Raw genomic sequence first — 13156 nt, 5'->3', positions numbered from 1 at the left:
AAAATTAAACGCTATAAAATGCAGAAATGCTTAGATTTTATCATTCATATTGCCCATTTTTTTTATATAAGGCATATAATAACGGCTTACATTTGAGGGCAGAAGATATGAAAGCTTCAACTATCACGATTAAAACTGAACACGATATTGAGAAATTAAGAGTGTCAGGGCGTTTGGCTGCTCAGGTTTTAGAAATGATAGGTCAATATGTAAAACCTGGTGTAACGACTGAATATTTAGATGATATTTGTCATGATTTTATTGTAAATACATTGAAAGTGATCCCTGCGAATGTGGGGTATTATGGTTATACGAAAACGACCTGTATTTCTCCGAATGAAGTGGTGTGTCATGGTATTCCATCGGCAAAAACCATTTTAAAAGAAGGTGATATTATCAATATTGATGTCGCTATTATTAAAGATGGTTATTTTGGTGATACGAGTCGTATGTACTTTGTGGGTGAAGTGAGTCCTGCTGCGAAAAAGTTAGTAGAAACAACCTATGAAGCGATGGTGGCTGGAATTCATGCGGTAAAACCAGATGCAACTTTGGGTGATATTGGTTATGCAATCCAGTCTGTTGCGCATCGTGAAGGTTATAGTGTAGTACGTGAATATTGTGGTCATGGTATTGGTAAGGTATATCATGAGCAACCGAATGTTTTACATTATGGTCAACCAGGACAAGGTTTAAAATTAAAAAAAGGTATGGTATTTACCATTGAACCGATGATCAATGCGGGTAAAGCGGGTGTTAAAGAGTTAAATGATGGTTGGACCGTAGTGACCAAAGATCGTTCTTTGACAGCACAATGGGAACATATGGTCTATGTGACAGATACTGGTTTTGAATTGCTTTCACCTTGGCCAGAAGGGACTGGACAATATCCTGAAATCTAAAATGAAGTCTAATCGGGTAAGGTGTTTGATACGGTGTTGAGCCTGTAAACTATTTTATTTTTTACGTCTTACGTCATCTTACTTTTTGTTTTCATTCATATTTATTTTTAAGGTATAAAATTATACTTTTTTAATATTTGTTTATTTTGTGGGCAGGTATTATTCTTATCCATAGATTCTCGCTGTAGTTTCTAATGAAGTATTTTCAGTTTTCAAGCTTATCCATCCTAGGGTAAGCTTTTTTTTGTCTTTTTTTTGGAATGTGGGCTATTATTAGGGCTCAATTCTTGTATTTTCCAATAGTATTAAAGGTATGCTAGAATTTTTGTAAAACTTTAAATAATTCTTATTAAGAATAATGTAATGAAAAAATTACGATGCAACAATTGGAGTTGCTAATCCAATTTGTTTGGAGTGAATATTTGCATCAGGCATCTTCGGAAGATTTATATCAATCTGTTATCAGTTGCAACTGGGATAGTAATAATCAGTTGCTAGATTGGATTATACAAGATCAGACGGTAGATCGAGCAGTGCTTTTAGCAGTTTATTGGATGAGTGATCCAACTTTTGCAAAGCAGTATCTCAATAGAGATAAAGTTTTAGCTAAAGATAGTTGGTATATTAATACTTTTGATTTTATTGAAAATTTGGAAGAAAAGTACATCCGTGGTTTTTGGTACAAGAATGAAATTGCATTCAATCCAGCACATGATCAGGATGGCATAGATTGGACAATGACATATGATAAATCCAAGGTTCTTCGTCCTATTCCTGAGCAAATGTGCATTGCATTAGCTGGCAAAAAAATGTATCGCAATACAGATTTTCAGGAAGGTCTGACGGAGTTATGGAACTCTAAAATTTGGAAGATATTTGATGAGCATGAAATTATATTTACAGAACAACATATTCATCAACATAATCGATGAAATCTTAAACTCAATGCAATGAGTTTAGTTTTTGATTTTGAATTTCAAAATCATAGAAACCGCTAAGCCAAATAGTAAGCCCCAAAAAGCAGATCCTATCCCAAAGAATTGAACACCTGAGGCACTAAATAAAAAGGTCAGTAGTGCTGCTTCACGGTCTTCAATGCGATGAAAGGCAATCGCGATATTGTGGCTGATTGTGCCAAACAGTGCTATTCCTGCTAATGCGGTAATAAATAAATGTGGAAATGACATCAATATACTGGTGAGCGTGGCTGCAAATAAGCCCATGATGATGTAGAAAATACCACAGCTCATTCCTGCAATATAACGCTTTTTAGGATCAGGATGCACTTGATCATCTAAGCTAATCGCAGCACTAATCGCAGCAATGTTCACACTAAAACAGCCAAAAGGTGCAAGAATGGTTTGGGTCAAACCAGTCCAACCAATTAAGTGTTTGACATGAGGCGCATAGCCATAACTTTTAATCATGGCAAGTCCCGGCAGATATTGTGATGCCATATTAATCACAAATAAAGGTAATGCTAAACCAAACAAAGCAGACCAAGTAAACTCAGGTTTCATCCAAACAGGGTATGCTAGTGCTAGATGAATGTTGGTGGTCTTAAATTGCATAAACAATGGGCAAATCATAACACCCAAAATTACGGTAATAACAATACAGTAGCGTGGAAATAGACGTTTACTGATGATGTAAATCGCTAAAATGGCAAGAATAAATCCCCAATCATTTTGCATACTGGCAAAAATAGCAATCCCAAACTTAAGTAATACGCCCGCAAGCATGGCACTCGTGAGGCTTTGTGGAATATAAGTCAGTACTTTTTCAAAAATGCCTAAAAAACCTAAAACTGCTGTGAGTAACCCACACACTAAAAAAGCACCAATGGCTTCATAGAGCGTATAGTTACTGCCTGAGGCAAGAATAAGTGCTAAACCCGCAGTAGACCATGAAGTGGCTACAGGATACTTAAATTTCCAAGATAAAAATAATCCGCATGAACCAATTGCTAAGCCTAAAGCCCAAAACCACGAAGTAATTTGCGTTTGTGTTGCACCAAGTAGTTGAGCAGCTTGAATTACCAAGACTGAAGAAACACTAATACCGACCAGAAAGGTAATAAAGCCTGCGAAGACAGCGGGGATCGAGAAATCTTGAAGAAGTTTTTGCATAATCCGTTGCGTAGATTTGAGTTGAGCTAAAAAGTATGTAAATCATACACGTTTGGGTAGGTTGCAAAAATAGACTTTACATGAAAAATTCTCATATTATGAATATTTATATTATTTAGACACTTATATTGTTGAAAAAGCCAGTTTTAAACCAAAACCACAAAATAGTAAGCCTACTGAGGCAACTCCTATTGCTGCAATTTTATAACGACGGTTAAAAAAATGAGCTAATTTAACACCAGAAAAAATGAGAATACTTAAATATGCCATACTGGTGATTTGTACTACGATCGAGAGAATCGAGAAACTAAGTGCAGGATAAGTATAGTCAGGGTCTACAAACTGAATAAAAAAAGATAAATAAAAGAAAATTGCTTTAGGGTTCAGCAAGCTAATGGTCAATGCGCTTCTAAAAGGATGAATATTTTTTTGCGTGGTGGCGTCAGTAGCTTCGATGTTTTGAGCGTGAGTATTTAACCAAGTATGATAACTCGCAATAATTAAGCGAATCCCTAAATAAGATAAATATGCAGCACCCATGATTTTTAATAAAATAAATAACCAAGGAAAACTATGGAGTAAAGATGCTGCACCTAGAACAGTACATAAAATTAAAATTAAATCGCCGGTAAAGACGCCTAGTGCTGCCAAATAACCGATTTTAATACCAAAGCGCGATGCAACAGACATAACATAAAGTGAATTTGGACCAGGTAAAATCACAATAAAAATTGTGCCGATAATAAACGTTACAATATCTGTAATACCAAACACCAGCTGCTCACTTTATATCTAAAGGTAAAAAACCGAGTCGGATTATAAGCCTAAACTCGGTTTTGAGCATAAAAATGAAGAAATTAATTTAGATTTATTTAAGCCTGAATTTCAGCATCTAAACCAAAAGACTGACGCAATAAACTTTGTAATTGTTCACGTGCTTTGATAAAACCATCAATGCCAGATTGTAATAATTGAAATGCCATAAGGTCATTTTCAAGTTCTTGTTTAAATTGTGCTTTTTCTAGCACAGTATAAGCATGTTCTTGATGTGCATGTGCATGATTTGCAGAAATTTGTGCAGTGACTGTGCGATTATCTTGTTCAAGTTGTTGTAATAAACTTGGTGCAACAGTTAATAGGTCACAACCTGCTAACCCGAGTACTTGATCAATACTACGGAAACTTGCGCCCATCACTTCTGTTTGAATATTATGCTGTTTATAGAAATGATAAATTTGTTTCACTGACAATACACCAGGATCTTTATCAATAGCGTAGTGATCCACATTTTCAGCTTTTTTATACCAATCTAGAATACGACCTACAAATGGTGAAATGAGGGTCACATTTGCATCGGCACATGCTTTTGCTTGGTGCAACCCAAAGAGTAAAGTTAAATTACAGTGGATTCCTTCAGCCTCAAGTACTTTCGCTGCTTGAATACCTTCCCAAGTCGAAGCGATTTTGATCAGAATGCGATTTTGATCTACACCATAGTCTTTGTACAATGCTAACAATTCTTTGGCTTTAGCAATCGTAGCTTCTGTATCATAAGAAAGAGCAGCATCAACTTCGGTAGAAACACGACCTTCCACAAGTTTTAAAATTTCAACACCTAACTTGACTGTTAAAATGTCAATGGTGCGTTCAAGCAACTGATCTGCTACATAACCTTCTTGTTTTGCTTGTAAATAAGCAGACTCAATTAATTCTTTACTTTCAGGTTGCTGTGCTGCTGCGGTAATTAAAGATGGATTTGTGGTTGCATCTAAAGGGCGAAATTGTTGAATGGCAGTTAAATCACCTGTATCGGCAACAATAGTGGTGAGTTGTTTTAATTGCTCTAATGCTGATTGTGTCATTGCTGTTTAATTCTTAGATAAAAATACGTGTAACTTTATTTATATCACAATGTGTTTTCAGCGAAAGTGGTTTCAGTGTTTTAGTGTGCATTATTTTGTATGAATTCGTTGATTTCTGATGTGATTAATCAAAAAACGAGCAGCTTGTCCTAAATGACTTTCACGATTCCAAACCAAATCAACGTAATATTCAAACTTGGGCGTAAAATCTGCCAAATTTAAAATTTTAAGATTTTTTTTGTACTGACTATTTTCCTCAAAAATTTGTAAAGGCAAAACGCCCCAACCTAAGCCTTGTAAAATCATTGAACACGCCAAATGATGATTATCAGTACGCCAATAATTTTTAGAATACAGTAGTTCGGGTTTAATGGTTTTATCTCGGCTTGCCACTACGATTTGCCGACTTTGTAAAATTTCCTCGAAAGTCACCACATCATGTTGTGCAAGTGGAAAATGCTGTGCAGCAACAGGTACTAAAGCTTCACGTTTAACTTCAACAAATTGTTCACGGCGTTCTAAGATTTCACGTTCAAACATTAAAGCGAGCTGTGCGGTTTGGTTAATCAGCATTTTTAAAGCATCTTCTTGCGGTGCAGAAAAAATATTAATTTGTAAGGTTGGGAAATGCTCAGCAAGCAGGGCAATGTATTCTGTCCAATCGGTATGTAAAAGCTCAGTGACAACGACAATATTCAATGACGTTTCTAAGCCATTCGCTAGAGCCAAAGCTTGCTGTTTCCATTGATTCATTTCAATCAGAAGTTGTTCTGTTTTTTCATATAAAACATGTGCTTGAGCGGTTGGAATAGGCTCACGCCCAATGCGCTCAAAAAGTTTTAAATTCAAATCTATTTCTAAATTTGCAATGGACATGCTGATGGCAGAAGGGACTTTTGCAAGTTTACGTGCAGCCGCAGAAAAAGAGCCACATTCCATAACAGTTTTAAAAACAATCAGTTGTTCTTGGTTGATATTCATACTTTAGGATTTATCTATCAATTTTATTGAAAGAATCTAACTTTATTATTCACTATTATAAAAATAAAATTGCATTTGTCGAATAAATTTGAGTATTGAAACATGTTGATTTCCAAAAGAAGGATTATTCATGCACTCAGCTATGAAATCATCTTATTGGTGATCATTGCGATTGCATTGAGTTTTATTTTTGAAGTCCCTATGGAAGTGACAGGGACTTTGGGTGTGGCGATGGCAGTTACCTCTGTGGTCTGGAATATGATTTTTAATCATTTTTTTGAAAAATTAGAAAAGAAACACCAGTTTAAAAGAACAATTGGTGTGCGTGTTTTGCATGCAATTGGCTTTGAAGGTGGTTTGATGTTGGCGACCATTCCCATGGTGGCATATGCGATGGATATGAGTATCTGGCAAGCGATTTTGCTTGATTTGGGCATGACCTCGTGTATTTTAGTGTATACCTTTATTTTCCAATGGTGTTATGACACGATTGAAGCGCGTTTAGGTTTTCAACCTGCGCATTGATGATGTGTTATGGTGTAAAGAGAAGGTATGCGTATTGCATGCCTTTTTTATTTAAAAAAATAATAGCATATAAAAAATGATTCAAGAATTTTTAAATATTGAAGAAAAGTATAAAGTTAAATTCCCAACGCGCTATTTACAGATTTTAACGCAGTTTGAGTACTATTGTTTATATATTAAAAATGCGCATGATATTGATTTGTATCCTATTCAGAAATTATTTTCTAAAGTAAAACAAGAGCTATGTACTTATGAATATTTACAAATTTGGCAGAGTACTCAATTCGATCAATTTATAAAAACTTTTGTATTTGCTCGTTCAGGAGATGGTACTCGGCTTTATTTTAATTTAGTGGATATGAGTATTTGGGAATATTGGTTGGATGAAGGGAGTGTTAGACAATTGTACAAAAATTTTGAAGATCTGATGTTAAATGCAGAATTGATTGATCAAGAGTGATAATGATTGTGTTAGAAATAAAACGCTTAGCAGTAGATGATGAAGAGTTGGCTTATTTAAAATCTCATCCAACGAAGAAAAATAACAAGTTTTTAAAATATCAACTTTATTTGTTAGCGCATGCTCAGGTAACAGATGAAGAAATTCAAACATTTCAAACAGAGTATGCAATTGATTTACCTATAGAATATCAGTTATTTCTAAAGCAACATAATGGTGGTCGACCGACATTAGACTGTTTTGGTGATGAGGTCATTAATTATTTTTATGGTTTGTTAGATTGGAAGGATTCATTTGATAGCGTACAACATGCAATGAGTGATCGTTATCCTAAAAGTATGTTGCCAATCGCTTCAACAGGTGGAGGTGATCATTTGTTATTGGGTTGGAGAGATGAATTTAAATCTAAAATTTACTATTGGGATCATGAGTTAGAGCATGAGGAAAGTGGTGAAAATTACTTTGAAAATATCAAGTTTGTTGCAAATGGATTGCATGAGTTTTTAGAAATGCTCTACGATCTTGATGAAGAATAGAAAACCCGAAAGCTTTCTATTCTTAAATTTAGCGGTTTAAAGCTAAAAATTATTCATTCACCGCTTTATGATTTTCATCTTCTTCATCATCGTCAGCGGAGTCCATACCTAACTCTTTGAGTTTACGCGTTAAGGTGTTGCGTCCCCAACCGAGTAGCTCCGCTGCATGACGCTTACGCCCACGTGTTTGTTGCAGTGCAGCATTAATCAATGTGCGTTCAAACATTGGTGTGGCAATATCAAGTAATTTCATCTCGCCATTTTTTAACTTTTGTACCGCCCATTGCCCAAGTAATTCATCCCAGTGATGGACTGCAATTCGATCAATGCCACCTTCTTGCGCTTTGTTTTGTTCATCGGTTTTATTGAGTGGGATTTGTTTTAACTCAGAAGGTAAGTCCTCAGGATAAACTTCACGTCCCGTGATCATGACGGTTAACCAACGGCAGGTATTTTCCAATTGACGTACGTTTCCGGGCCAAGGCAATTGTTTAATGTAGTCTTGAGTTTCTTGACGTAAAATTTTTGGGCTAACACCAAGTTCTTTGCCTGCGCTTGCCAAGAAATGTTGGGCAAGCATCGGAATATCTTCAGAGCGATGAGAGAGTTTTGGAATGTGAATGCGAATAACATTGAGGCGATGATATAAGTCTTCACGGAAACGTCCATCATGGACGAGTTTTTCTAGATCTTGATGTGTTGCAGCAACAATACGTACATCCACACGAACAGGAATGTGTCCTCCAACTCGATAGAACTCACCATCTGCTAAAACACGAAGTAAGCGTGTTTGAGTTTCAAATGGCATATCACCAATTTCATCTAAAAATAATGTACCACCATTGGCTTGTTCAAAGCGTCCTTGGCGTTGAGTATTTGCCCCTGTAAATGCACCTTTTTCGTGACCAAATAACTCGGTTTCAATCAAGTCTTTAGGAATTGCTGCCATATTGAGTGCAATAAATGGTTTACTGCTACGAGGTGAGTGACGATGTAGGGCATGTGCAACCAACTCTTTACCTGTACCAGATTCACCATTAATTAATACGGTAATGTGTGATTGAGATAAACGCCCAATTGCACGGAAAACTTCCTGCATTGCAGGAGATTCACCAATAATTTCGGTAGATTGAATAGGTGTAGTTTTTGCAGACTCTTGTTGTTGTAGTTTATTGATGTGTAAGATTGCGCGATTCACTAATGCCAATGCTTCATCAATATCAAAAGGTTTAGGTAAATATTCAAACGCACCTGTTTGATAACTCGATACCGCAGATTCTAAGTCAGAATGTGCAGTCATAATAATGACAGGCAGCTCAGGATGATTGGCTTTGACTTTACCTAAAAATGTTAAGCCATCAATACCCGGCATACGAATGTCTGTCAGAATCACATCAGGTGTATCTGTATTCAGTTGATCTAAAGCAGATTGTGCCTCTTCAAAGCTGCTGACATCAAAACCTTCTTCTTTGAAAGTCTTTTCCAATACCCAACGCATTGCACGATCATCATCGATGACCCAGATTTTATTTTGTGACATGTTGAGACTCCCAAGGTAAATATAAGCTAAATACTGTTTTGCCTGGAATAGATTGGCATTCAATCATTCCGTTATGTTGGTGCATGATGTTTTGTGCAATACTCAACCCAAGACCTGTACCTTTGGCACGTCCTGTAACGAGTGGATAAAAAATAGATTCTAATAATTCTTGCGGAATTCCTGGTCCATTGTCCTCAATATCGATCCGAATCGCTGATTTATTCAATACGCCATTAATAGTGACAAGACGTTGAATGCGCGTACGTAAAATCAGTGCAGGTTGATCATCAACAAAGAACTCTTTATTTTCTGTCATGGCTTGTACAGCATTGACACTAATGTTGAGCATGACTTGAATGAGTTGATCACGATCAGCTTTGACATCAGGTAACGATAAATCGTAATCACGAGTAATTTTAATTTTCTTTTTGGTTTGATTAATAATTAACGCACGCACACGTTCAAGTGGTTCGTGGATATTAACAGGTTCATAGCTAGGCAGTTGTCTTGAGCCTAACATGGTATCGGCAAGATTTCGCAGGCGATCCACTTCACTGATGATAATGTCGGTAAATTCAGTATATTGGGGATCATTCAAACTACGTGCAAGCAGTTGTGTTGCACCACGAATTCCCCCTAAAGGATTTTTAATTTCATGCGCAACGCCACGAACCAATTGGCGAGTGATTTGATGTTGTTGGATGAGGTTTTCTTCTTTGGAAATTTTGAGCATTCGATCAATGGGGTTAAGCTCAATTAAAAGCAATGGGTGGTAGGGTTTACCTGTGTTTAACTGAGACACAGAATAGTCAACGTGCATATCTTTAAAATTAACATTAATAATTGCTTCACGGCGTGTATAGGCTTGACCAGTTGTAATAGAATTTTTGAGTGCATCAAGTGTATTAAAATCATCATTTGGCGCATGTAAAATATTAATGACAGGTTGACCTTTTGCTCGTAGTAAACTGATATCAAACAAGGCTTCGCAAGATGAATTTAAATAAAAAATATTTAAATCACAGTCGACCAAAAGTATCGCGGTGGTTAAATTATCCACCAATAAACGATAATCAATGCTAGGGTGTTGATCCATTAGCTGAATGTTCCTGTTTTAAAATAGCGCAATGGCATCTGAACCTGATGTATTGAATTCTCTAATATGACAATTCATTGTTGTTAAATCGACCTAATATAAAGCAATAAATAAGCCAACTTTTTATATTTGTGCGGAAATTTAGAGCATTCAATGGAATATGCGCGCAAATTGCACTTTTTACAGGTTTAAATGTCAAACATCATCATACTGTAAAATTAAAATGTTCTAAAATGGTGCATGTATATTATTTGCAATTATTTATGGTTGTATTTTGGTGCATTATGCAAAGAGTGACTATTTCAACTATTTTTATCGTGAGAAAAGACATACAATACGCGCATTCTAGTGGAGCGCAGATTCATGAAGTCCCCCAAAGTCGGTTTTGTTTCTTTAGGTTGTCCTAAGGCATTGGTTGATTCCGAACGAATTTTAACTCAGTTAAAGACTGAAGGTTATGATGTAGCATCGGATTATGATGGTGCTGATTTAGTTGTTGTAAATACCTGTGGTTTTATTGAATCTGCAGTACAAGAGTCTTTAGACGCCATCGGTGAAGCGATGAGTGCCAATGGTCGTGTGATTGTCACAGGCTGTTTGGGGAAAGATGAAGACAAAATTCGCCAAATGCATCCAAATGTTTTAAAAGTAACAGGTGCAGCAGCATATCAAGAAGTGATGGAAGCCGTACATGAGTACGTTCCTGAGCCACCAAAACACAATCCTTTTATCGACTTAGTGCCTGAACAAGGGATTCGTTTAACACCAAAACATTATGCATATTTGAAGATCTCAGAAGGCTGTAATCATCGTTGCACATTCTGCATTATTCCAAGTATGCGTGGTGATTTAGTTTCTCGCCCTGTAGGTTCTGTGCTCAATGAAGCGCAAGCGTTGAAAAAAGCAGGTGTGAAAGAAGTTTTAGTCATTTCTCAAGATACCTCAGCTTATGGTGTAGATACCAAATACAAGCTTGATTTTTGGAATGGTCAACCTGTAAAAACCAAATTCTATGACATGTGTGAAGCACTCGGTCAGCTCGGAATTTGGGTGCGTTTACATTATGTCTATCCATATCCGCATGTAGATGCAGTCATTGACTTAATGGCACAAGGTAAAATCTTACCGTATTTAGATATTCCTTTTCAGCATGCCAGCCCACGCATCTTAAAGTTGATGAAGCGACCAGCCCACAGCGAAAATACTTTGGAACGTCTCAAATTATGGCGTGAAAAATGTCCTGAATTAGTCATTCGTTCAACATTTGTGGTGGGTTTTCCTGGCGAAACTGAAGAAGATTTCGTAATGTTGCTTGATTGGTTGAAAGAGGCACAGCTTGACCGTGTAGGTTGTTTCACTTACTCACCTGTTGAAGGTGCGACAGCAAATGACTTGCCTGATCATGTACCTGAAGAGATTAAGCAAGAGCGTTATGAGCGCTTTATGGAAGTGCAGCAAGCGATTTCGGCAGCTAAATTGCAAAAGCGTATTGGTCAAACCATGACAGTGTTAGTGGATGATTTGGAAGAAGAATTCCCTGTTGCTGTGGCACGTTCTTATGCAGATGCGCCTGAAATTGATGGTAATGTTTTTGTTGAAGATATTGATAAGTCTTTGATTAAAGCGGGTGATTTACTTGAAGTCGAAATTACAGATGCAGATGAATATGATTTATTTGCAAAATTGATTCGCATTCAATCCGCTTGAAAATTTGAAATTTAAAAAATATTAAGTATAGAAATTGGAGTTTTGACAATGTTAGATTCAAAAAAACCACGTTTTGAACGTATTTTATTGAAATTATCAGGTGAGGCATTGGCTGGTAATAAAGACATGGGTATTGATGCGCAAGTTTTGGATCAAATGTCATTGTCAATTGCACACTTGGTGGGTTTGGGGGTGCAAGTCGGTATTGTTGTTGGTGGTGGTAACTTATACCGTGGTAGCCAATTGCAAAAAGATGGTTTAGTGGGTCGTGTCACAGGTGACCAAATGGGCATGCTTGCGACTGTGATGAATGGTTTGGCATTACGTGATGCATTGGTGCGCCGTAACATTAAAACACGTTTAATGTCTGCTTTACCAATTGGTGCGGTAGTTGAGTCTTACTCAAGTCGTGATGCGATTCGTCATCTTACTCAAGGTGAAGTGTGTGTATTTGTTGCAGGTACAGGGAATCCGTTCTTTACGACAGATACAGCAGCATGTTTACGTGGGATTGAAATCGAAGCAGATTTGATTTTAAAAGCCACTAAAGTTGATGGCGTGTATAACAAAGATCCAAGTAAATATGATGATGCTGTGAAATATGAAGCACTGACTTTTGACCAAGTATTGGATGAAAAATTAGGTGTGATGGATTTAACCGCGATTTGTTTATGCCGTGACCATAATGTGCCATTGCAAGTGTTCGATATGAATAAGGCGGGTTCATTACTTTCAGTGGTGATGGGTGAGAAAGAGGGGACTCACGTTACAAACTAATGTACGTAACGTGTAAAGCACTTTATACTATTACCATTTTTGGTTATACAATTTAGATAGATAAGTAAGGAAGATCAGATGATTAACGATCTTAAAAAAGATGCTGAAGACCGTATGAACAAGTCTCTTGACTCTTTAGAACACGGTTTCGCAAAGGTTCGTACAGGTCGTGCGCATCCATCGATTCTCAATGGTGTCATGGTTCCTTACTACGGTTCTGATGTGCCATTAAACCAAGTGGCAAACATTGGTGTAGAGGATTCACGTACTTTGTTGGTTCAACCTTTTGAGCGTTCAATGGTGAATGCGATTGATAAAGCGATTCGTGAGTCAGATCTAGGTTTGAACCCTGTAACTGCTGATGCAATTCGTGTACCTATGGCAGCATTGACTGAAGAAACACGTAAAGACATGTTGAAAATTGCACGTAACGAAGCTGAAAATGCTAAAGTTGCAATCCGTAATATTCGTCGTGATGTATTGGGTGATATTAAGTCATTATTGAAAGATAAAGAAATTTCTGAAGATGATGAGCGTCGTGCAGGTGATGATATTCAAAAAATCACTGACAAATTTGTGGCTGAAGTTGATAAGCGTTTAGCTGCAAAAGAAGCTGATTTGATGAAGGTCTAAAACGTATA

General features: G+C 36.8%; 14 protein-coding genes. 8 read left to right on the top strand and 6 right to left on the bottom strand.

What is annotated here, in order from left to right; translation table 11 throughout:
* Nucleotides 1-107 precede the first annotated feature (107 nt).
* Both map and HUV91_RS06230 read left to right on the top strand, forming a co-directional pair.
* Nucleotides 108-902, top strand: a complete 795-nt coding sequence (gene map, locus HUV91_RS06235; RefSeq protein ID WP_130073847.1) for a type I methionyl aminopeptidase — start codon at nt 108-110, stop codon at nt 900-902.
* 377 nt (nt 903-1279) lie between these two features.
* Nucleotides 1280-1834, top strand: coding sequence for a DUF4274 domain-containing protein (locus tag HUV91_RS06230; protein WP_174492878.1), 555 nt, complete (start codon nt 1280-1282; stop codon nt 1832-1834).
* A gap of 24 nt (nt 1835-1858) precedes the next feature.
* Here HUV91_RS06230 and HUV91_RS06225 read toward each other — a convergent pair whose 3' ends face one another.
* From HUV91_RS06225 to HUV91_RS06210, 4 genes are all read right to left on the bottom strand, one after another.
* Complete coding sequence (locus HUV91_RS06225; protein WP_174492877.1) at nt 1859-3031, bottom strand: benzoate/H(+) symporter BenE family transporter; 1173 nt, start codon at nt 3029-3031, stop codon at nt 1859-1861.
* 123 nt (nt 3032-3154) lie between these two features.
* On the bottom strand, nt 3155-3805 hold the full coding sequence (leuE, locus tag HUV91_RS06220; protein WP_174492876.1) for a leucine efflux protein LeuE: 651 nt from the start codon (nt 3803-3805) through the stop codon (nt 3155-3157).
* 98 nt (nt 3806-3903) lie between these two features.
* Nucleotides 3904-4893: a transaldolase gene (gene tal, locus HUV91_RS06215; RefSeq protein ID WP_130073843.1), complete on the bottom strand. Its 990-nt coding sequence runs from the start codon at nt 4891-4893 to the stop codon at nt 3904-3906.
* 90 nt (nt 4894-4983) lie between these two features.
* Nucleotides 4984-5874: a LysR family transcriptional regulator gene (locus tag HUV91_RS06210; RefSeq protein ID WP_130073842.1), complete on the bottom strand. Its 891-nt coding sequence runs from the start codon at nt 5872-5874 to the stop codon at nt 4984-4986.
* Nucleotides 5875-5976: 102 nt separating this feature from the next.
* On the opposite strand from HUV91_RS06210, the gene aceI reads away from it, so the two are divergent.
* The 3 genes from aceI to HUV91_RS06195 all read left to right on the top strand — a co-directional run bounded on the left by aceI (nt 5977) and on the right by HUV91_RS06195 (nt 7395).
* Nucleotides 5977-6399: a chlorhexidine efflux PACE transporter AceI gene (gene aceI, locus HUV91_RS06205; protein WP_130073841.1), complete on the top strand. Its 423-nt coding sequence runs from the start codon at nt 5977-5979 to the stop codon at nt 6397-6399.
* A 76-nt stretch (nt 6400-6475) separates the two neighbouring features.
* Nucleotides 6476-6859, top strand: a complete 384-nt coding sequence (locus HUV91_RS06200) for an SMI1/KNR4 family protein (RefSeq protein ID WP_174492875.1) — start codon at nt 6476-6478, stop codon at nt 6857-6859.
* A 2-nt stretch (nt 6860-6861) separates the two neighbouring features.
* Nucleotides 6862-7395, top strand: a complete 534-nt coding sequence (locus tag HUV91_RS06195) for an SMI1/KNR4 family protein (RefSeq protein ID WP_174492874.1) — start codon at nt 6862-6864, stop codon at nt 7393-7395.
* Nucleotides 7396-7444: 49 nt separating this feature from the next.
* Here HUV91_RS06195 and glnG read toward each other — a convergent pair whose 3' ends face one another.
* Nucleotides 7445-8935, bottom strand: a complete 1491-nt coding sequence (gene glnG / locus HUV91_RS06190; RefSeq protein WP_174492873.1) for a nitrogen regulation protein NR(I) — start codon at nt 8933-8935, stop codon at nt 7445-7447.
* Entirely contained in the window at nt 8922-10031 is a 1110-nt protein-coding gene (glnL, locus tag HUV91_RS06185; RefSeq protein ID WP_130073839.1) for a nitrogen regulation protein NR(II), read from the bottom strand. The genes glnG and glnL overlap by 14 nt, the downstream gene beginning before the upstream one ends.
* A 363-nt stretch (nt 10032-10394) precedes the next feature.
* On the opposite strand from glnL, the gene rimO reads away from it, so the two are divergent.
* The 3 genes from rimO (at nt 10395) to frr (ending at nt 13148) form a co-directional block, all read left to right on the top strand.
* Nucleotides 10395-11738 carry a 30S ribosomal protein S12 methylthiotransferase RimO gene (gene rimO / locus HUV91_RS06180; protein WP_174492872.1) on the top strand — a complete coding sequence of 448 codons (1344 nt, stop codon included), beginning with the start codon at nt 10395-10397 and terminating at the stop codon, nt 11736-11738.
* Between the two features lie 48 nt (nt 11739-11786).
* On the top strand, nt 11787-12515 hold the full coding sequence (gene pyrH / locus HUV91_RS06175) for a UMP kinase (RefSeq protein WP_111857931.1): 729 nt from the start codon (nt 11787-11789) through the stop codon (nt 12513-12515).
* Between the two features lie 78 nt (nt 12516-12593).
* Nucleotides 12594-13148, top strand: a complete 555-nt coding sequence (gene frr / locus HUV91_RS06170; RefSeq protein ID WP_130073837.1) for a ribosome recycling factor — start codon at nt 12594-12596, stop codon at nt 13146-13148.
* Nucleotides 13149-13156 lie beyond the last annotated feature (8 nt).

The organism is Acinetobacter sp. Marseille-Q1623, from assembly GCF_902809895.1.
In the GTDB taxonomy this organism is placed as follows: domain Bacteria; phylum Pseudomonadota; class Gammaproteobacteria; order Pseudomonadales; family Moraxellaceae; genus Acinetobacter; species Acinetobacter piscicola_A.
The sequence above is the reverse complement of the archived record's forward strand: the minus strand, read 5'-3'. Positions and strand labels throughout refer to the sequence as shown.